The organism is Nostoc sp. (genome assembly GCF_036917615.1).
GTDB lineage: Bacteria > Cyanobacteriota > Cyanobacteriia > Cyanobacteriales > Nostocaceae > Nostoc.
This window is the reverse complement of sequence record NZ_JBALCZ010000053.1, coordinates 59,889-79,576: the sequence shown is the minus strand read 5'-3', so window position 1 is coordinate 79,576 and position 19,688 is coordinate 59,889. Positions and strand designations below refer to the sequence as shown.

24 protein-coding genes and 1 pseudogene are annotated in these 19,688 nt (G+C 42.2%); 10 read left to right on the top strand and 15 right to left on the bottom strand.

Features of this window, described 5'->3' with window-relative positions; all coding sequences use genetic code 11:
• Window positions 1-189: 189 nt before the first annotated feature.
• On the top strand, window positions 190-345 hold the full coding sequence (locus tag V7K85_RS36555; protein ID WP_442940593.1) for a DUF3455 domain-containing protein: 156 nt from the start codon (window positions 190-192) through the stop codon (window positions 343-345).
• Between the two features lies 1 nt (window position 346).
• Here the strand turns inward: V7K85_RS36555 and V7K85_RS18035 are convergent.
• The 4 genes and pseudogenes from V7K85_RS18035 to V7K85_RS18020 all read right to left on the bottom strand — a co-directional run.
• Window positions 347-556 (bottom strand): annotated as a pseudogene (locus tag V7K85_RS18035) (hypothetical protein); the annotation flags it as partial.
• Between the two features lie 206 nt (window positions 557-762).
• Window positions 763-1,545 (bottom strand): ABC transporter ATP-binding protein, encoded by a 783-nt coding sequence (locus V7K85_RS18030; protein ID WP_334815125.1) that lies wholly within the window; start codon window positions 1,543-1,545, stop codon window positions 763-765.
• Complete coding sequence (locus V7K85_RS18025) at window positions 1,535-2,668, bottom strand: branched-chain amino acid ABC transporter permease (protein WP_334815123.1); 1,134 nt, start codon at window positions 2,666-2,668, stop codon at window positions 1,535-1,537. Before V7K85_RS18025 ends, V7K85_RS18030 begins: the two co-directional genes overlap by 11 nt.
• On the bottom strand, window positions 2,661-2,879 hold the full coding sequence (locus tag V7K85_RS18020; RefSeq protein WP_334815121.1) for a hypothetical protein: 219 nt from the start codon (window positions 2,877-2,879) through the stop codon (window positions 2,661-2,663). The genes V7K85_RS18025 and V7K85_RS18020 overlap by 8 nt, the downstream gene beginning before the upstream one ends.
• 435 nt (window positions 2,880-3,314) lie before the next feature.
• Here V7K85_RS18020 and V7K85_RS18015 point away from each other — a divergent pair, with 435 nt between their 5' ends.
• From V7K85_RS18015 to V7K85_RS17995, 5 genes are all read left to right on the top strand, one after another.
• A complete protein-coding gene (locus V7K85_RS18015; RefSeq protein ID WP_334815119.1) occupies window positions 3,315-3,512 on the top strand; it encodes a hypothetical protein in 198 nt (65 codons plus the stop codon).
• A gap of 61 nt (window positions 3,513-3,573) precedes the next feature.
• Complete coding sequence (locus V7K85_RS18010; RefSeq protein WP_251959737.1) at window positions 3,574-3,831, top strand: cytotoxic translational repressor of toxin-antitoxin stability system; 258 nt, start codon at window positions 3,574-3,576, stop codon at window positions 3,829-3,831.
• Between the two features lie 112 nt (window positions 3,832-3,943).
• The gene (locus V7K85_RS18005) at window positions 3,944-5,530 is read left to right on the top strand and encodes a glucose-6-phosphate isomerase (RefSeq protein ID WP_334815116.1); all 1,587 of its coding nucleotides are present in this window, start codon (window positions 3,944-3,946) and stop codon (window positions 5,528-5,530) included.
• A 276-nt stretch (window positions 5,531-5,806) separates the two neighbouring features.
• Entirely contained in the window at window positions 5,807-6,124 is a 318-nt protein-coding gene (locus V7K85_RS18000; protein WP_334815114.1) for a hypothetical protein, read from the top strand.
• On the top strand, window positions 6,121-6,483 hold the full coding sequence (locus tag V7K85_RS17995; protein ID WP_334815112.1) for an aspartyl protease: 363 nt from the start codon (window positions 6,121-6,123) through the stop codon (window positions 6,481-6,483). The genes V7K85_RS18000 and V7K85_RS17995 overlap by 4 nt, the downstream gene beginning before the upstream one ends.
• 128 nt (window positions 6,484-6,611) lie before the next feature.
• Here the strand turns inward: V7K85_RS17995 and V7K85_RS17990 are convergent, their stop codons facing one another.
• From V7K85_RS17990 to V7K85_RS17975, 4 genes are all read right to left on the bottom strand, one after another.
• On the bottom strand, window positions 6,612-7,418 hold the full coding sequence (locus tag V7K85_RS17990; RefSeq protein WP_334815110.1) for a DUF1802 domain-containing protein: 807 nt from the start codon (window positions 7,416-7,418) through the stop codon (window positions 6,612-6,614).
• Window positions 7,419-7,438: 20 nt separating this feature from the next.
• Window positions 7,439-8,059 carry a DUF1802 family protein gene (locus tag V7K85_RS17985; protein ID WP_334815108.1) on the bottom strand — a complete coding sequence of 207 codons (621 nt, stop codon included), beginning with the start codon at window positions 8,057-8,059 and terminating at the stop codon, window positions 7,439-7,441.
• A 31-nt stretch (window positions 8,060-8,090) separates the two neighbouring features.
• Window positions 8,091-9,533: a P-loop NTPase fold protein gene (locus V7K85_RS17980; protein ID WP_334815106.1), complete on the bottom strand. Its 1,443-nt coding sequence runs from the start codon at window positions 9,531-9,533 to the stop codon at window positions 8,091-8,093.
• 227 nt (window positions 9,534-9,760) lie between these two features.
• Window positions 9,761-10,366, bottom strand: a complete 606-nt coding sequence (locus V7K85_RS17975) for a hypothetical protein (RefSeq protein ID WP_442940595.1) — start codon at window positions 10,364-10,366, stop codon at window positions 9,761-9,763.
• 386 nt (window positions 10,367-10,752) lie between these two features.
• Between V7K85_RS17975 and V7K85_RS17970 the strand changes: the two genes are divergently transcribed.
• Both V7K85_RS17970 and V7K85_RS17965 read left to right on the top strand, forming a co-directional pair.
• Window positions 10,753-11,247, top strand: coding sequence for a hypothetical protein (locus V7K85_RS17970; RefSeq protein ID WP_334815102.1), 495 nt, complete (start codon window positions 10,753-10,755; stop codon window positions 11,245-11,247).
• A 94-nt stretch (window positions 11,248-11,341) separates the two neighbouring features.
• Complete coding sequence (locus tag V7K85_RS17965; RefSeq protein ID WP_334815100.1) at window positions 11,342-11,671, top strand: translation initiation factor; 330 nt, start codon at window positions 11,342-11,344, stop codon at window positions 11,669-11,671.
• A 645-nt stretch (window positions 11,672-12,316) separates the two neighbouring features.
• On the opposite strand, the gene V7K85_RS17960 is transcribed toward V7K85_RS17965, so the two are convergent.
• The 4 genes from V7K85_RS17960 to V7K85_RS17945 form a co-directional block, all read right to left on the bottom strand.
• Window positions 12,317-12,532, bottom strand: a complete 216-nt coding sequence (locus V7K85_RS17960; RefSeq protein ID WP_334691139.1) for an NAD(P)H-quinone oxidoreductase subunit O — start codon at window positions 12,530-12,532, stop codon at window positions 12,317-12,319.
• Between the two features lie 100 nt (window positions 12,533-12,632).
• Window positions 12,633-13,508: a DNA-formamidopyrimidine glycosylase gene (locus V7K85_RS17955; protein ID WP_334815098.1), complete on the bottom strand. Its 876-nt coding sequence runs from the start codon at window positions 13,506-13,508 to the stop codon at window positions 12,633-12,635.
• 253 nt (window positions 13,509-13,761) lie between these two features.
• Window positions 13,762-13,977 carry a photosystem I reaction center subunit IV gene (locus tag V7K85_RS17950; RefSeq protein WP_298918172.1) on the bottom strand — a complete coding sequence of 72 codons (216 nt, stop codon included), beginning with the start codon at window positions 13,975-13,977 and terminating at the stop codon, window positions 13,762-13,764.
• Between the two features lie 425 nt (window positions 13,978-14,402).
• On the bottom strand, window positions 14,403-14,987 hold the full coding sequence (locus V7K85_RS17945; RefSeq protein ID WP_334815096.1) for a PAP/fibrillin family protein: 585 nt from the start codon (window positions 14,985-14,987) through the stop codon (window positions 14,403-14,405).
• A gap of 242 nt (window positions 14,988-15,229) precedes the next feature.
• Here V7K85_RS17945 and V7K85_RS17940 point away from each other — a divergent pair, with 242 nt between their 5' ends.
• Entirely contained in the window at window positions 15,230-15,466 is a 237-nt protein-coding gene (locus V7K85_RS17940) for a DUF3134 domain-containing protein (RefSeq protein ID WP_334815094.1), read from the top strand.
• 79 nt (window positions 15,467-15,545) lie between these two features.
• The gene (mraY, locus tag V7K85_RS17935; protein WP_334815092.1) at window positions 15,546-16,637 is read left to right on the top strand and encodes a phospho-N-acetylmuramoyl-pentapeptide-transferase; all 1,092 of its coding nucleotides are present in this window, start codon (window positions 15,546-15,548) and stop codon (window positions 16,635-16,637) included.
• A gap of 193 nt (window positions 16,638-16,830) precedes the next feature.
• On the opposite strand, the gene V7K85_RS17930 is transcribed toward mraY, so the two are convergent.
• The 3 genes from V7K85_RS17930 to psb28 form a co-directional block, all read right to left on the bottom strand.
• A complete protein-coding gene (locus V7K85_RS17930) occupies window positions 16,831-18,582 on the bottom strand; it encodes a diguanylate cyclase (RefSeq protein ID WP_334815090.1) in 1,752 nt (583 codons plus the stop codon).
• A 142-nt stretch (window positions 18,583-18,724) separates the two neighbouring features.
• Window positions 18,725-19,231: a MogA/MoaB family molybdenum cofactor biosynthesis protein gene (locus V7K85_RS17925; RefSeq protein ID WP_334815088.1), complete on the bottom strand. Its 507-nt coding sequence runs from the start codon at window positions 19,229-19,231 to the stop codon at window positions 18,725-18,727.
• A gap of 88 nt (window positions 19,232-19,319) precedes the next feature.
• Entirely contained in the window at window positions 19,320-19,655 is a 336-nt protein-coding gene (gene psb28 / locus V7K85_RS17920) for a photosystem II reaction center protein Psb28 (RefSeq protein WP_334815086.1), read from the bottom strand.
• Window positions 19,656-19,688 lie beyond the last annotated feature (33 nt).

Here is a 19,688-nt window from a genome sequence, read left to right as displayed (position 1 = left end):
AGCTAAGAACATCGGGAGCCGTGTACACGGAAACGGGTACGCACGGATCTAACTCAGAGGTGCGGGGAATAATATCCCCCATCGACTCAACCAAAACAAAGTATTAAAAAATTATTTCGAGGGCGAATCTCTCAAAGAAATTCCTGCTAATCGCAAAAAGCGTTTAAGTAAGTCGGCGAGAAAAATTCAATGGGTAATGGTATATTCAGTAAAGTGAAATACATCCAACGGGTAAATACTGTAGGAGGTAAAGCGCCTATTACAGGATGTGACAAAACTCACACAAATTCTCAATTATCAGTTACTTACAGTTCTAACTACTACTTTTATGAAGCGGTGCCTTAACTCAATATTTATATGTCTTTGAGCAGCCTAAATCCTGAGAAGATATAAGCACCTTTAAAGCACACCAGCGTTCTTGCAACACTCCGGCGAGTGCGCGTAATCCCCACGATTCGCTACGACGATGCCCAACTGCGATCGCCCCCATTTTAGTTTCGCGCATCGCCTCAATAGCTGACTGTCGAAACTGTCCCCTTATATAAACCTCAAGACCACGGGCTGCGGCTTAGCCTACTAACGAATTTGTCATTGCACCAACAACAGTAATACGTGTCACATCAGCATGAACTGCTGTATGTACTTGCTCTTGTCAGCCAAAAATTTGAGTTACACAACTGCACAAACGCTCAAAGCTTTGAGTTGGAGTTTTTCCAATCATTCCAATTGCTCTGTGAGCAAATATATTTTTTAGCTCACAAATTATTTTCCTAAATAAGCTTCCAGAACTTTTGGATTAGTTTGAATTTCTGCTGGCGTACCATCAGCCAAATTCTGTCCTTCGGCAAGCACCCAAACGCGATCGCACAAGGACATAATCACATCCATATTGTGTTCAATAATCAAAAAGGTCATGCCATCTTGACGGTTCCAAGTGATAATGCGATCGCAAATATCATCAATCAGTTTCGGATTCACCCCAGCAGCTGGTTCATCCAACAAAATTAACTTGGGATTAGTCATCAGCGCCCGTCCCATTTCCAGCAGCTTACGTTGTCCACCAGACAAGCTACCAGCATAATCGTGTGCTTTTTTTGCCAAACCCACTGATTCTAACAGGAACATTGCCCGCTCTTGGAGTTGCTTTTCTTCCTTAGCTACAACGTGCGGTTGCAACTGCACTTGCCAAAAATTTTCACCCGTTTGTTTTTGCGCCGCCAGCAGCATATTTTCTAACACCGACAACCGCGAGAGAGTTCGTGCAACCTGAAAAGTGCGGATTACTCCTTGCTGGGCGATTTGATATGGTTGCAAATTGTGAATAGGTTCGCCGTCAAAAATCACTCGTCCCTTATCTGGGCGAATGAAGTTTGAGAGTAAGTTAAATAAAGTAGTTTTACCAGCACCATTGGGGCCAATCAAGCCCGTAATGCTGCCTTTAGCAACTTCGATTTTCGCCTCATTAACTGCTTTGACACCACCAAAGCTTTTAGAAAGTCCAGTGGCTACCAAAAGAGGAAGTGGCGATGACTGGTTATTTACCAAGGGTGAGTTCCTCCTTTTTCCCTAAGATACCTTGAGGACGCCAAATCATCAGTACCATCAAAATTAGTCCGATTACCATGATCCGAAATGCACCCAAACGGGCTTCATCAAGGGGGACGATTCTGGGCAAGACTTCCCGCGTCAGTGCATCGTAAGCAAAGAAAATCACCGCACCTAAGATTGTGCCAACATTATTTCCAGAACCACCTAAAATCACCATAATCCAAGTGTCAAAGGTGATCTGTGGTTGGAAATTATCAGGGTAAATGGCACTGAGTTGCCAAGCGAAGAAAGCACCAGCGATACCCGCGATCGCACCTCCAAGCATGAGAGATTGTAATTTATACCAAAAGACATTTTTTCCCAGCGCCTTGGGAATTTCTTCATCTTCACGGATGGCTTTGAGAATTCTACCCCAAGGCGATCGCACCAAAATTTCTAAGCGCCAGTATACAAATGCTAAAACCAACAGTAACACCAGCATTAGACCTGCTTTTGGGTTGTAATTATACAGTCCAATAACCCCAGAAATATAAATCGCTGCCGCCAAAACTGCTAACACAATTCCCACACCCAAGCGCGACGCAAATTCTTGCTTACTAGTCTTCCTTTGGGCTAAATCAGTAGTCCGAGACATCTGGGTGATGCGAATCCACCGCCATAACGTCAAAAAAGTTACAGCAGCCAGCAGCGTTAACAACCCAATCATCACAAATCTGACAAACAAATTCGGCTCTGTGGATAGGGGTATGCGATAACTTTGGACGCCAAATGCCCCAGAAATCCAGGTGTCACCCACAGGTAATTCCTGATTGTTTACCACCAAACGAATTAATTCGCCCGTACCAATGGTGACAATTCCTAGATAATCTTCCCGTAAGCGTAGAGTTACAAAACCAATTATCAAACCCAACAAGGCGGCGACAATTGCCCCAGCTACTGCCGATATTAGTAAGGGGACGCCTTTTAAGCTTAACAATACCGTTGTATATGCTCCCAGAGTCATGAAAGCAATATGACCAAAGTTAATTAACCCCGTAAAGCCCCACTGCAAGTTGAGTCCCAGAGCGAATAGAGCGAAAATAGCTGTAGAAATTGCTAAGAAAATGAGATATTCAACCATCTTTAGTAGTTAGAAGTTGGGAGTTAGCAGTTAAGTTCAGAGGTTCAATCACCAAGTTCAGAGGTTCAATCACCAAGTTCAGAGGTTCAATCACCAAGTTCAGAGACTTGCTAGTACGCCACGGCGTAAATAGCGCAAAGTCTGAGCGGCGGTTCCCGCCGATCAGAACTTTGCAAGACGAGCAACCATTTAAAATCCCTAAAAAGCCCATTCCATAATACTTTTGAATGAGTGACTTTTGAATGAGTGACTTCCACCTTGCGCTACTAGCTCTCTTTTCTGGTACTAAAACACCAATTCAGTAATCCTGGAAGAACCTCTTCCCTAAAAGATTTAGGGGAGCAGGGTGGTTTCATACGAAGAAAGAAAAATACATAAGTCTTGATTCTCGTTTTGTGACATGGCTTTTTACCCCGCTTCCATTCCTCTCCCCGAAAGGTCGAGAGGCTTTGAAACCCAGTTTTAGTTTTTTCTCTGCTTGTATGAAACCACCCTGCCTAAATCTTTTAGGGAAGGGGGCTGGTGGGTTAGGTTTTTGATTACTGAATCGATGCTCTAGGCAATAAATTTTAGCGTAGCTTGAGCGGAGCTAATTTTGTGGGAATACTATTTATTGTTGGTGTTTCCAGTAGGGAATAATTAACGTATGAATTTGCTGCGGCTTAGAATGCATCACTTAATCGAGCAGTTAGGCGATGACGATTTGCAAAACATTTGGAACGTTCTCGAAGGTTTACATTATGACTTTTATATGCTGAAAGCTATACAACAAGTCAAGCGATCGCAGCAACCGTGGGATATCTTAACCCATGAAGAAGCGATAAGACTGTTGATGTTTTTCTGATTCAGCAGCGCTTTCTTTTCTAGTGCCAGTGGCCCTCAAGTATTGGTTAAGGTAACGCCTAGTGAGTCTGGAAATGCGCTATGCAAGGTCTTTTTTGCTAGACCTAAAGAATTTAGAACCTGCCGCCTACGAGCGGGTGCATGATTTTGTCTTTATTGAGTTAGCCCAAAAGTGGCAACTGAGTGATTTAAAAGAACTACGACAGCTTGATAGTGAAGGCATTTTTCACCGCTTCACCCTTGATAATTATCTGATTGGTATAGAAATCAGGGGTGAAATTGTGAAATTTCTGCGTGTGATCCCTATGCCAGATGTTTAAGGAGAGGGTTAAGCGAACACTTAAAACTGTAAACTGTATAAGGCTAGGCAGGGATCGCTATAACCTTACATTAAACTGGTTTTTGAAATAACACTTTATTTGAGATTTCCCTATGGATGCTAGGGCACTTTGGCAACGATACCAAAACTGGTTATATTTCCACGAGGGATTGGGACTGTACTTAGACGTGAGTCGAATACGGTTCGATGATGCCTTCGTGGATTCACTGCGTCCGAAATTTGACAAGGCGTTTGCGGATATGGCTCAACTGGAGAAGGGTGCGATCGCAAATCCCGACGAGAACCGCATGGTTGGACACTACTGGCTGCGAAATCCTGATTTAGCGCCAGCTCCAGAACTTACACAAGAAATTGTCCAAACCTTAGAACAAATCGAAGCCTTTGCGGAAAAAATCCAAACAGGTGCTATTCATCCTCCCAGAGCAAACCGCTTCACGGATATTATCTCTATTGGAATTGGTGGTTCCGCCCTGGGGCCCCAATTCGTAGGTGAAGCCCTCGCTCCTGATTTCCCGCCCCTGAAACTTCACTTTATCGATAACAACGATCCGGCAGGTATTGATCGCGTTATCAATTATCTACGAAATAGCCTCGCCAGCACTTTGGTATTGGTGATCTCCAAATCTGGGGGAACACCAGAACCCCGCAACGGCATGATTGAAGTTAAAAAAGCTTACGCCGGACACAATTTGGAATTTGCTCAGTATGCGGTAGCTATTACTAGCGTTGATAGCAACCTCGATAAACTGGCCAAAGACGAAGGTTGGCTGGCCAGATTTCCCATGTATGACTGGGTAGGAGGACGCACCTCAGAAATGTCTGCTGTGGGGCTAGTACCAGCGGCATTACAGGGGATTGATGTTCGCGCCATGCTAGATGGCGCAAAAGAAATGGATGACGCTACCCGCGTCCCAGATGTGAAAAATAACCCAGCAGCCTTACTTGCTTTGTCTTGGTACTTTACGGGCAATGGACGGGGCGAAAAAGATATGGTTGTCCTACCTTACAAGGACAGCTTATTTTTATTCAGTCGCTATTTGCAACAGCTGGTGATGGAATCCTTGGGCAAGGAAAAAGACTTAGACGGCAACATTGTCCATCAAGGCATCGCTGTTTATGGCAACAAAGGCTCAACAGATCAACACGCTTATGTCCAACAGTTGCGTGAGGGTGTAGCGAATTTCTTTGCTACCTTCATTGAAGTGTTGGAAGATCGTCATGGTCCATCCACTGAAATAGATCCGGGAGTTACATCAGGCGATTATCTTTCCGGTTTTCTCCAAGGAACCCGACAAGCGCTTTATGAAAATCACCGCGATTCGATTACAGTCACCATTCCCCAAGTTAACCCCCGAACTGTAGGGGCATTAATTGCTTTGTATGAGCGTGCTGTTGGTTTATATGCTAGTTTGGTCAACGTCAACGCCTACCATCAACCAGGCGTAGAAGCTGGCAAAAAAGCTGCCGCCACCATTCTCGATTTGCAAACACGAGTGGTAGCAGTGCTACAAAAAGAAAAAACTCCCCTTTCTCTTGACGAACTCGCTTCTAAGGCAGGCGCATCAGATCAAGTTGAAGCAATTTACAAGATTTTGCGTCATATCCATGCCAATCAGCGAGGTGTGGTTTTGCAAGGTGATCTTCAGAAACCCGGCAGTTTAACCGTTTCTGCTAGCTGATAGCTCTAGCTTAAATATCACATTTTGTCCAAAGTTGTTGTATCAGCAACAATTTTTGATTGTGAAGCATCCTAGATAGAAGATATATCTTCCGTCTAGGATGCTTCACTGTATAATTCGTAATTCGTAATTAAGGGGACTTTTAAAACATCCTCTTAATTAGGAATTCCTATGCTGTGCATGGGAATGCTAGCGATTGGGGTGGGCTGTGCGATCGCTCGTTATTACTTTCCATAAAATAAAGTTAAGGCAGCATCAATAAGTAGGATTAATGCTATGACTGAATCAACTGCAAAACAACCTGCACGTCGGGGTAGAATTTTTCCAGAACGCACTTTATCACCAGAAGAACTTGCTAGACGCAAAGCTGAAGATGAAGTATTTTATCGGCGTTGTCGGGCAATTTTTGAGCGTGTACGTCCAGAATATATCGAAAAAAACTATGGCTGGTATATTGCAGTAGAGCCAGATAGTGGAGATTATTTCATTGATGAAGATATAGAAATAGCTAGCCATAAGGCACGCACTAAACATCCAAATGCTGTACATTGTATGTTTTGTTTGAATGAGACTGGAGCCACTGGCACAATATGATGCAGGGGTCTTTTGGCAGCAATGGGCAGCTATTTTTTGAAATTGATTTGATTACATCTGATGGATTAAATCTGCCTGTGGATACTATGCTAGATACTGGTTTCACAGGCTTTTTAGCTATTAATAAACAAGATTTAGATGGTTTGGACTGGCAATTTATTCGTGGTCAAGAACTACGAACGGCACAGGGGGAAAAATTTTTTGATTTGTATTTAGGTAAGGTGCAATTGAATAGACAGGAGTATGATATTCCAGTTTTTGCAGGTGACGAAATTATAGAAGTTTTGTTAGGTTCAGAGTGGCTAAAAATTCTGCCGTTGGTGGTGAATTATCAGGCTGGTATATTAACTTTGGGATAACTGCGATGCCTACGGCTGGCTACGCCTACGCACTTCAGTTATTTTGAAACGAACCGCATTCGCGCAGCGTCTCGTAGAGAAGGACGCAAAGAGCGCGAAGGGAAGAAAAGAGATATATTGTATAATCTTTAGTTAATAGGTAAATCGCGGAGAAAGTAAAAGCGATCGCTTTTCCAATCACTGCTTTTTATTCGTCCTAAATAGCCTGTTAAGGGTGAAGAAAGTTCAATCAAAATTTCGTGCATTTCTACTGTTTTTATTGGCTGTGGCGGATGTGAGCCAAAATACGCACCATGTAGAGCTTCAACACCAGCAGATTCTATACCTGAGTTTTGTAGATAATTTTTGACAAGCTGGATAATGTGCGATCGCAACCTTATAGATTTTTCGACTTTATCGATATAAATATTAAGTTTATCTTCAGCTAAACCAAAAGGAGCTTGTTGCAAATACTCTTTTAGTTCTAACAAATTGATAGAATTTTTGTAGTGTGCTTGCAGTTCAACTAGTTTTTTTAGTGTTTCAGGGCTAATAACATTCATTTGATTTTCAGTAGCTGTTCTTAAGGCGTAAAAATTTAGTTCTCCAGCGGCTACAATTAATTTAATTGAATTTTCATACTGAACTTTACCAAGATGGTTCATACCTATTTTTAGTAACTGTGCAGGTGTACCATCAGTAACTTTCTCAGTTTTAGTTGCTTTGCACTCTCCTACTATTGGATAAGGTTGTTCAGCATAAAAATCCATGCCTCCAGCGCCACCAGTTGCATCTGGATTCAAACCTGAACCTGTAAAGCCTAATTTTAGTAATCCTCTACGAACTAATTTTTCAAATGTATGTCCGTCGCTAGAGTTCCCAACTTCAGCAATTTTCTGAATCCAAGGTAAGTCTAAATCTAATGGATTTGTTGGTTGATTGCTACTCCAACCCAAAAATACTTTGATATCGTCGTCTAATTGTTTAGCTGCTGGCTGGCTAATGTTAGGGATGCGATCGCACTCTGCAATTCTTCCAATTCAGGATGCAGCGAGGGTTCTAGCTTTTCTAGTTGGCGTTTGCGTTGGGCGAAGGTGCGATCGGTTAATACTGGAGTTGTTTCAGAAACAACAATATTAGGTAAAGCCACAAATCTACCTAATTTTTCTTGAATGTTCGGATTAGCTACAACTTCACATAATTGAGGTAAATGATAAACTCGCAAGTAAGCCAAAAAAATATGCTGTCGTTTCTGTAATATTGCTTCAAATACTTCTGTTTTCCATATAGTTAACTGAGACAAAATATCTAATTTTCTAGTCGAATCTAGTATTTCGCAATGTTCACATTTAGCCCAAGCTTTAATTGAAATTGTCTCATGAGATAACAGGGGTAATTGTAACTGCTCATCATTTTGAAGTAAGCTGATTTGATTAGGTTGTAACAAAATACCTTGACTGTTTAACTGTGTCAAAGCACTTTGAGCAATAGGTAAAAAATTTTGGTGGTAGTTTTGCTCAATTGAAAGGAGATTTGCTGAATAATCAAGGGGATAAAGCGCGAATTTTTGCCCATTATTAAGTAATGTACGAGGCATGGCTGCAATCATTCGCCCTTGTATTAAAGCTTCAATATCGGGAGTAGGTGGATTTGGAACGAACTAAACACCCGCGAGTAAGGTCATATTTTTCGTAATCTATTAACCATTTTAATCCTGCCGTTAATGTAACTTGAGAAGACTGTATTACAGCTACACCAATTTTGACTTCTTTCCCTTCCTCATTACCAATAACTTTGAAGTCTATATAATGTTTTATATAATATGCTTTAGGCTTTACATCATTTGTAACTTTTTCAATCATTACTCCTTCTAAAATCTTATTTTGTAAAGTTAAAAAGCCAAAATACAGAGCTTCAGCGATTAGGTCACTATTCTCTAAATAATCTCCAATATCTGCTTCACTTTCTCTTTTGAATGCCAGATCAAACCTCTCAAATGGAGTAGATGGAAGCGGCTCCTCATCAATCTTAAAATTATCTGCACACCATCGCAGAGCTTCCCTGACACTTGGCTTACTTACTTTGCCGTATTCTCTTAGTTTACTTTCTTCAAATGGGTAAAGCAGATCGGTAAGAATTAAATTTTTTGCAGTGTAAAATTCTTTCAACCAAACAGTGACTAATTCAATCATTGAATCGCCACTAGCGTGTTTTAATTCTAGTGGTTTTCGTTGTGTATATTTGGAAATTCTATCAGGTGTACCACCTGGCATAGAATTTATTTTATCTCTCCAGGTTTCAGGCAACATTACTGTGAGAATAACAACACCTTGACTCAATTCAAAATTTTCGAGAGTATCGTGGAGAATCTTGACCAAATTAGCAATTACGCTTTCGGTTGGGAACCCATCCTCAGTAGAGTTATTTTTAACATCTATTTCGTCAAAACAAATCACGACTGGGTTATAAAAACTAACCAGATTCAATATTTGCTGAATATTTTTGAGAGCTTCAGCTTCTCTATCTTGATTTGTTTTGCTAGGATTAGGCAGTCCCAACTCATCAGCATTAAGTTGAGCTAACTCTCCACCAGATAACCATTTGATTGCAAAAGGTGCTTGAGTTTCTGAAAGCGTCCACAAAATAGCCCGAAGAATATAGGGATCTGCATTGATTTTAGTTTTGAGAACTTCTTTTTGCAGAGCATTGATTAAGTTTTTATTTCTAGCCAAACGATTTGCATACACTTGGTCAAATTTTTTGACTAACTCTGCTGGTGTGGAGGAATTATCAGTTTTAACTTCGTTTACCATAGCTGCGGCTACTTCCTGCCACTGCATTACTTTTTGGCTACCACTTTTACTTAGACTATCTGCCAAGGTTTGCTGGAATTGGTACTTAACCAGATTTAAATCTGTATAGTTATTAGCGCTCGCATAGACGAATAAAGCACCACCTTCTTTTTCGAGATGATGACGAATGCGACTAAGAAGGTGGGTTTTACCAACTCCCTGCTGTGCAGTTATAGCAATTGAGGTCACCTTGTCTTGACTAGATTGACTTGTTCGCACTAATTCAATTGCTTGAAAAACTGCATCAGAAGCATAGGCATTTAAGCTAGGTACGTCTAGCGATTTCTTCTTCCAAATATCCTGTTCTTTGACAATGCCAGCGTTTATAAATGGATTGTGGCTTTGAATGGCAGCATTGACGGCTTCTATGGGAGACGTAGGGTTATTCGTCATAGTGATTCTGTAAAGTATGAGTTAATGCACGGGGATTACTTAGGGGAATCTGATTAATTCAAACGCTTGGCGTAAGAGCGCAATCCTACTCCAGGTATGGTGATTGAATCGCCACGTTTATCAGAATTAAAGTCTGGTATTTCTCCAGTCATTAGCTGAAAAATATCGTTAGCTTGCATTTCCAGTAGCCACTCGTTGAAATCTTCACGACTTACCCGATCGCCTATTTCTCTCCTGATACGATAAATTGGCACCAAATCATCTAAGTTGTAGTTTTGGTTCAACTTGTCGTAAACTTCCAATGCCACTGGCTTAAACTCGTCGTAAGAAGCGATCGCACTCTTCCCATTAACTGGTACATCTGCACTAACTACCGCAACATCAATCTGACTAATCCACTTCACTAACGCATTCGCCGTCCAAGTTCCGACAATCGTCCCTTCAAATTTAAAATCAGAACTTCTCAAACCCTCACCCAATACCTCTAAACCCTTGCCAGATGTCAGAGAATATCCCTTTTTGGAGATTGCGATCGCACCTTGATTCTGTAATTCCTCGAATATGCCCTGATAATCTGCTACCTTCTTTGTTTTGGATACAATTCGGTCATGAAGTTGACTTTTGTTTACTTCCTGCTGTGTTCCTCCCAAATTCCACAAAGCCAAAAGGAGACGAGTTCTAGTTTAGACTGTATTTTTGGATGTCATATTGAGTATATTTTTGACAATACTTATCGTAGCTGCTGTATCTTTTTAATTTATTTACTCCGAAAAAATAACCGAGAAATTGCTGAATATTTCCGTGTTTCCGCTAAATTGATTAATCAAAAATCAACAATATATTTCCTTAGGATGAATGCAGTTTCTGCCAAAGGCAGGATGAAATACTCAAGAAAATCGCTCATGATGACGGTGAAACGCTGTAGCTGTGCAGTCATACATTGAGTGGTATATGTTTTTTCAATTCCCAGGCGAAATAACAGGAATTCCAACTTTGTTTTTGCAACAGCAAGGCTTTTAGCAAATACAGGTGATGATGAAATCCGATGAACACAATATTTAAAGAACGTAAAGTAGTTTCGCGTCTATTTGCAGTGCTGCTTTCGGCATTGCTAACAGTACCCTTGCTGAGTAGCTGCGGAGGCGGTTCCAAAAACGCTTCTGCACCACCACCTGTTGATGATACCGTTGGTAGAACAGTGAGCGATCGCAAGGCTACAAGCCAAACCGAAGCTAAGAAAGGATTGGGTACAGGGCAAAAAGTGGCACTTTTGGCGGGAGCTGCGGCACTTTACTACATGTACAACCAACATAAGAATGCTTCACAAGAAGGAGCGCAAGGTAAGTACTATCTTTCTAAAAATGGGCGTGTATACTACCGTGATGCTGAACATCGCGCTCATTGGGTAACTCCACCATCAGAAGGAATTCGAGTGCCAGAATCTGAGGCACAAAAGTATCGGCAATTCCAAGGCTATAATAATAGTTCTTCAGGTCGCGATCTAACTGGCATAACTTCATCCGCAGCTCCGGCACTTTAGATCAGCGAAGCGTGTGTAAATCTAAAGCGGGTTTCCTGGAGGATAACGCCGATCGCGCACGTCGGAAACACGAACTTAAATCAGGAGACAGATCATGGTAGATGACTTTTTGCGAAAGGCGAAGGATTTCCTTTTGGGGTCGAACAGCGATCAAGCTGAAGATGCTCAATATCGTGATCGCAATGTACGTCCAGCCAGCGAAGACCCCTACGGTGACCCCGCAGATCCGGCATCTTACGGCAACGTGACTCCAGCCAATCAAGACCCCTATGGCGACCCCGCAGATATCGCGTCTTACGGCAACGTTCGCCCAGCGAGTGAAGACCCTTACGGCGACCCCGCAGACCAAGGGGAGTTTGGTGACGTCCGCCCAGCCAGCGAAGACCCCTACGGTGACCCCGCAGATCAGGATTACCGCCGTTAACGCGAAACTAATATTGTGATGTTGGTTTTCAGAGGGTGAGGAATTTTGGAATAACTAACAAATAAGGCAGCGGGATTTCAACCTACTGCCTTTTGTTTTTGCTGCTATTTCAAAGTTGCGAAAAATTCACCATAATTCAAAATTCACACATTACAATCCTCACCGCTCAATCCGGAGACTTGTAAGTAAGTAGGGGTGAATAATTAGATTGCGTAACATAGTTTGATTTATTCTTGCCCCCTTACTTCCCTTAAATTACGAATTACCTTAGCGCAGCGTAAAGCCTGCGGCATGGCTTCTCTACGAGACGCTACGCGTAGCTTGCTTCCCCGCAGGGGTACGCTTAGAGCAAGTATTTGAGTTAGACTTCATTAGAAAAATAATATTTGTGTAAGCTCTGAGTTGGTAGGTTTTGTTTGTGTAGCCCCAGACCTCAGCCTTTATCATTACCCATATTTGCCAAATCAAGCGCTTTGCTGTCATCCCGCAGGGGAATTTGATTCCCCTGCTAATAGCTAAAGTCCTCTAAAGAACACTAAGCAAAGATTTCAGTCCAGTTTAAGTGGACAGTAGCTCTAAGCCGCCCTACTTCACTACAGGGCAGGATGTGGGTAAGTCTAAAGACTTTATTTTGAAGAGATTTTATTATTTAAACTCTTCGAGTTGATCCATACGTAACCAAATATTAGGTGTCGGCACTTTCCCAAACTTAATCAGAGCGTAATCACCTTTGACATCTACAATTTCGCCCTTGGTTTCAAACAAATAAGAAGGAAAACGAGTATCACTGGCTTTTGCCTCCAGACTGTTTTCTAGTTTCTCGCGGACAGCGCGAACCATATCTCCTTTTTTGACTGCCATGAATCCCTCTCTCAAATTTGTAACTTGTTTCATCTGCATTCTAAGAGAGTTACGAGTTAGAAGTAAAAACTCCAAACTCCAAACTCCAAACTCCAAACTCCTAACTCCTAACTCCCCGTAGCGTTTGACACTGGGAGCAAAAGTGACTAGATCGCCCAGCTAACCTAATCCGTTGAATTGCTGTACCACAAACTCGACAGGGTTCTCCAGCGCGGTTATAAACCCAAGCTACACCACCATAGTTGCCGTTAGTACCTTTAACACTTAAGAAATTACTAAAAGTCGTACCACCAGCCTCAATACTGGTTTCTAACACTTGAATTATGGCTGTTCGCAAACGCTCAATTTGCTTTAACTGCAAATCTATACACAAGGTTTCAGGTAAAACTCCACTCTTAAACAGGGCTTCATCAGCATAGATGTTACCTAATCCCGCCACCACCGACTGATCCAGTAGCGCAGTCTTAATCGGACGGCGGCGGTTTTGGAGTTTAAGAGCTAGATACTCGCTGGTGAATTCGGGTGAAAATGGGTCTGCTGCCAGTTTTGCCAAACCAGTCATAATACTTTCTACAGCAACACCAGGCGGAACCCACCACATTTTACCGAAGGTACGCTGATCAACAAAGCGCAATTCCTGCTGATCCCCAAAGAATAATCTGACTCGCGTGTGCTTATGTAATGGTTCATCTCGATGCAGCCATAGTAGTTGACCAGTCATTCGCAGATGAACCCCAAGCCAGCTGGTTGATGAAGGGGAAGAGGAGGATGAGGGAGCGAGTTCCGCGAGGAGATATTTACCGCGACGATGCCAAGTAGCGATGGCATTCTTTTTTATTCCATCAACAAACTCACCGACAGAAAACGGGTAGGCGATGGTGCGATCGAGCAACACATCTCCACCCGTAATTTCTTGGTTGAGGGTCAATTGATTTAGACCCCTCCGGACTGTTTCAACTTCAGGCAGTTCAGGCATTCAAACTGATTAAGCAAGCAATTTTGATGTACTTAGGGGGTGAAGAAAGAAGAGATCAGGTAGTATTTTAAACACTTGTAAGTGGCTTGTCGTACTACCAAATAGAAACCGTAAATACCCGCAGGGCGGCTTTTCGTAGATTAGGGTAGGGTAGGATGAAGGATGAAAGAACTGAAAGTTTTATACTTCAGGACTTCATACTTAAGACTTCCCTTCATCATCGCATCAAACAACCCCCTTGTAGCTTTGCTGCTTATTTTTTCGGCGGTTTAGCCTTTGGTGCTTCAACCTCTACTAATTCATCTTGGGCAAAGTTGTTGGTATTGATACCAGCGTAATTTACCTTATCAAAGCGGACAATTACTGGGTATTTGATGCCGCTTTGGTCAATGGAAGCCACAGTTCCTAGATCCTGAAACCAGTAGGATTCAGGGCGGAGAATACGTACTTTAGAACCACGTTGAACCATGATTATTTTCCCTTTTAGTTATCAATCGCCAATCTAGAGGGCTAATTGATTTCACTCTACAACCTGAAGGTCGCACCAAGAGTCTTTGTTAAGTTATTTGTCTGAATTGGGCACTTGTACTGAGCATCTCGACTTCTCTACGAGACGCTCTTGCGTTCGCTCGATGGAGCCGTAGCCGTAAAGCCTGCGGTATAGCTACGCTTAGGGCGCAGCCTCTCGTAGAGAAGTATTGGGCATTGGGGACAAGAGGCAGAGGGGCAGTTCTTGCTGGGTGCAAGGGTGAAAATTAAAATTACCTCTTTCCCCTCTGCTCCGTGCTCCCCCACCCCATTAGCACATCCCAAATTTAAAATTGTATTATACACTACTTGACAAGGTACACGTTATAGCGTACCTTCGTTCGCAAACAGTCTTTTTGCACAAACTCATGTTTTACTCAATACGAACACACTTCCCTCGTTACCTCTGCCGATCCGCAGATCGTTATCTATATAAGTGATATCTAACCAGCCTTGCTGTTTATCACTGTTTATTGCAACATCAATCCCCGGAAATTTTCTACCTGCTTCAATTTGTTGGATAAAAGTTACCGGAGAATTGTATTCTATTAAACGTTGTAAGCCGATAATAGACCGCTCAAATTTAACTTGGACACGCCGATCTGAAACTGGCTCAAATTTAGCAGCAACGCTGACTAATCCTTCCAAATAAGGTAAGCCATAAATCTCAGCTATGTTGTAAACGCTGGTAGTCTCTACCCGGATACACTGATAGATTTGACCCAGTTTGCATAAAGGTAGACGATCTAAGTTTAAAAGAGCCTTGCTAGTGGTGTATAGTAATCGCCAATTGCCATTTAGCAAATTGTTAGCTTCCAGCGGATGTGGTGTAGGATTAAAGTCTTCTAAGTTGGCGATCGCTGCTAAGATAGCCTGTTTCTCTGATTGGGTCGCCAGTAGACCGCGATTTGTAAGTGCGATCGCATTTATAAGAGCCGCTTTTTCGATCATCGCCTGTCACCTCAAAAATCACTCACTTTCCATCAGCATAAACAAGATATTCATGACCTATGTGTACAGCCATAAAAGTTACTAAGAATCGCTTGAACTAAGCCATACGCCTATTAAATAAAAAATTTCTATCTGAATGCGGATTTATCAACTAAAGGGTTGAAAAGATAACTAAATTAATCCGTGTCAAGTGATAGACTCTAAATGTCAACTTAGGTAAACCTTTTCTTGTCCGCCTCGATATGTTGAACTCTCCATTACGTGAAGAACCCCGTAACCAACGAGCCGATACCATCCCCTTAAAGCCAGAGTCCTCTTTGTTGGACTGGTTGCAAAGCAACGATCGGATCATCGCGCATGACGTTCACGAACCGGATTTTCAAGATGACGAACAAGAAATAGACTCCTTAATGGGTGTAGAAGATGCAAATGGCTACGACCTTGATGATGATGACGATATAAGAATCGCTGAAGATTAGCCTTTTCAGGCTAGGGACTTGGTTGTATCCCTAGTTACTGATATTCAATTTTATAAGTGTGGAGTGAAGGGAAACTTCTGTGGACGCTAAATTATCTCCTGAGCAAGGATTAAATATTTCTGGAATCGCTTTAGCCACTTTATTAGCCGTAGGGCTAGGTACAACAGCATTTTTGTTGGATTCGATGGCCAATAGGCTACCCTGGCAAAGTATGTCGCTAACTCTGCCGCTACTTTTGTGTGCGCTGGGTTCAGGTGTCGTGGGCTATTTGGTAATACCCCTACTTCAAGCACTCAAAACTGGACAAATAATCCGCGAAGATGGACCCCAAGCCCATCTAAAAAAAGCAGGCACCCCAACAATGGGAGGTATATTTTTTATACCTGTAAGCGTGATAATTGCCTGCATATTGTCTAACTTTGCTACAGAGGTGCTTGCAGTTTCGACATTGACAATCAGCTACGGATTGATTGGCTGGCTCGACGATTGGCAAATTCTGCGCCGGAAATCAAATAAAGGTATATCTCCCGGAACGAAACTGGCTTTGCAGGTGAGTTTTGCCGCAGTGTTTTGTCTATGGCTGATGTTTAATCAACCTTCTAATATTACAAATATTGCTTTGCCTTGGGTGAGCTTCACACTACCTTTAGGATTCCTATTTTGGCCTCTAGCAGGTTTTGTGCTAGTTGCAGAAAGTAATGCGACTAATTTAACAGATGGTATTGATGGCTTGGCAGCAGGAACAGTCGCGATCGCACTTTTGGCATTAGGTGCCCTAGTCGCACCTACAGCACCTGGGTTGATGGTTTTCTGTGCTGCTTTAAGTGGTGGGTGCTTAGGTTTCTTAGCCCATAACCGTAACCCAGCCCGCGTTTTCATGGGAGATACCGGTTCTTTAGCACTGGGAGGAGCTTTAGCTGCTGTAGCACTATTGACAAACACCTTAGTGGCTCTGTTCATTCTTAGTGGTATCTTCTTCGTAGAAACTCTTTCTGTGATGGCACAGGTAAGTTATTACAAAGCCACTAAAGGCCCTGATGGCAAAGGCAAGCGCCTCTTCAAAATGGCACCCTTACACCATCATTTAGAACTGACTGGCTGGTCGGAATTACAAGTGGTTGGAGTATTTTATGTCATCGCTGCTATATTGGCTGCCATCTGCTTGGCGTAGACGCAGCCCACCGCATGCATCGCTCCATTTTGAATCGGTTGAAAAACTGCTGGAATACAAAATGACAACTCCCACATCTTCAGGGAGTTATTTTTTATATAGTAAATTTATGAGTTTCTGATTTCTATGCTGGAAATGACGTTGATGCTGACTCAAGGGCTGCCCATTCCATCGCTTGTGGTGCTATGAATTATTAATTATAGATATTTACATACTCCATAACCCGATTCTTTCCTGTTCGCTTTGCCTCAAGCATCGCTTGATTTGCCCGATTCAGAAAATCCTTAACCGTAATCCCTGGTTCTGATACAGCTATTCCAAAAGAAGCGGTGATGCTTTCGAGGATCTGATCGCCGTCCTTCAATTGCATTTGTTCAACATCTAGCCTCAGTTGTTCTACTCGCTTCCTGAGCGTTTCCAGGGTCATATTAGGCATCACAATTACAAATTCTTCACCACCCCATCTGCAAGCAATGTCAAAAGAGCGAATAGATTTTAACAGTAGCTTTGCTAATCCCTGGAGAACAATGTTGGCAGTCAGATGCCCATAGCGCGAGTTGTAAGATTTGAAGTTATCGATATCAAGGAAAATAACACTAAGAGGTTGTTCCAACCGTTCAGCTTCCGCTAGCCTCTGGTCCGTTATGGTTTGCATATAGTTTTGATTGAATAGTTGGGTCATCCCATCCCGCAAGTTATCATAGGTTAGACGTTGTTTTATCGATAGATTATTTAGTGCAAAGCCTAAGGTTCTAGCAATAATATCAGTAATTTGTTGATCTTCTGGACTGATTTCTTCAAGCGCATAGATGTGTAAAATCCCAACTACTTCGCCTTCTCCAAACAATGGAACACACAAATGTGCGCCGCTAACAGGCTGTATTAAGTGGCTGCATATTAATCCGGAGTTACGAAGCGATAAAAAGTTGGATTTCCCTCTCCGCAATGCCCAACACTCAGATTGTGAAAATATTTCTTTACTGCTTCTTTCACTTCCCCAAAAACTACTCATCTGAACATAATTCTTGGAATTAGCAATTATATAGATACAACCACTCATATTAGGAAACAGCTTGGAACAGGTTAAAGCGACCACTTGATACACCTCATCTTCAGACTGGCAGGAATAAAGCATATCCGCCATATCTGAGAGATATATAAGTTCTTGTTTTTTTGCCTCTAATTTCAGTGTTTTTTCTTCTAGCTGCCGATTTAGGTCAGTGAGCGATCGCTGTGCTTCTATGGATTCTGTAATATCGATACTGATCCCACCGATGCGGTAAGCGCCCGTTGCGTAATCGCTAAACGGAAACTTAAATGATAGCCAGTAGCACGGCTGATCATTACCAGGTATCTTTACCTCTTCAATCAGCTTCAAGGGGCGTAAAGTCTTCAAAACGACTTGATCGTTTTCCATTACCCGCTGCGCCTCTTCTAGAACTGGCAAGAATTCACTATTCGTTTTCCCCAACCATTCTTGTGGATCTACCGAAAATCTAGACTGTAGCTCTTGGTTATAGTAGAGCATTCTAGATTGCTCATCTTTGATATAGGCTGCAAACGGCCCTTGATCTAGGAATAGCCGTTGTATCTGCTGGCTGCGTTGAAGTTCGCACCTGTCTTCTTGATATCTGGCGATCGCCTCTACAATTTGATAAGTGGTTGGCATCAAGTAGAGTAAGGCAGACAAGGAAATAAACGCCATTACATCAAGCACACCTAAGTGCAGCAGGGACACTGCCACATGTGGCTCAAAAATCGCCAGAAGGTGATGAAATCCGCAAGATAGTATGAATCCACCTGATAAGAAAACGGCTAGCCAAAACTTAGAAGGAATAGTTGCCTTAGTTTTGGCAAAGAAAACCCCTATTACTGTGGGGATGCCAAAGTATGAAAATGCAATGATGCCATGAGCAATGATGCAATTCCAGTAAATAGGCTCCATTACTGACCTGATATTAACATCTCATCCGTTTCACTATAATTCTAGATAGGCTGAAGATGTATGTATATAAGGGATGAGTTCAGTACATGATCTGTTAGTTTTACAAAAGTTATCATGGTAACTTTCTGAACGGCTGCTCATTTTACCCCTTACAAACCTGACTTACTAAGTGAGCCAGTTCGGGCAAAATCAGTTTTTCCATTGCTAGCCGTACAGCATTACTGGAACCAGGAAGCGAGAAGATTAATTTATTTTGATAAACACCAGCAACAGCGCGAGAAGCGATCGCCCGCGAACCAATTTCTTGATAACTTAAAAAACGAAATAACTCACCAAATCCCGGTAAGGTTTTTTCCAGTAACTTCTCAATTGCATCGTAGGTGCTATCTCTTGATGCAATACCTGTACCACCATTGAAAATTACAGCATCCAAATTTGAGCTTTTACCCAGATTTTCTATCTGCCCTTGAATTTGTGTTGGTTCATCTTTGATAATCGTGTAGGCTCCTACAGCATGGTTAGCACCAAGGAGTAACTGCTGAATTAGCTGGCCACTTTTGTCTGTTTCCAAAGTGCGTGTATCGCTGACGGTAACCACAGCAGAAGTTACCGTAATTTTAGGCGAGTCTGGGTGGGGTTGTGACGTCATGGTGAAGTTGTTAAACCGCTACATAAAGTTATTAGTCCTTAGTTTTTGGTTTTTAAGAAATAACTAATGACTAAGGACTAATTACAGCTTAAGCTTTGCTCAGTCCCAGACCATTTTCATCAGCATACCGCTCCATGAAGCGCATAAAGCGATCCCATTCTTGGGCAGATTTCATCACATAAACTGCTTCTAATGCTTCCGGTTTCCCGTTGACAAATTTACCCTTAACTTCACGGGTAACTATCTCTCCTTCTTCGTCAATTAAGTACATCCCGGTAATGTCTTCGGTGCTATTTTGATCTAAAATCTTCGGATTCGTAAAAATAAATGTCGCTGTACCACTTTCGCCAGTGCGCGATCGCGTCAAGCGCACCTCTGGAGTTACTTCTTCGTCAAGACCTTTAGAAAACTGGATTTTCGCCATGATCAGTGAATTTAAACTTTTGTGATGGTTAAT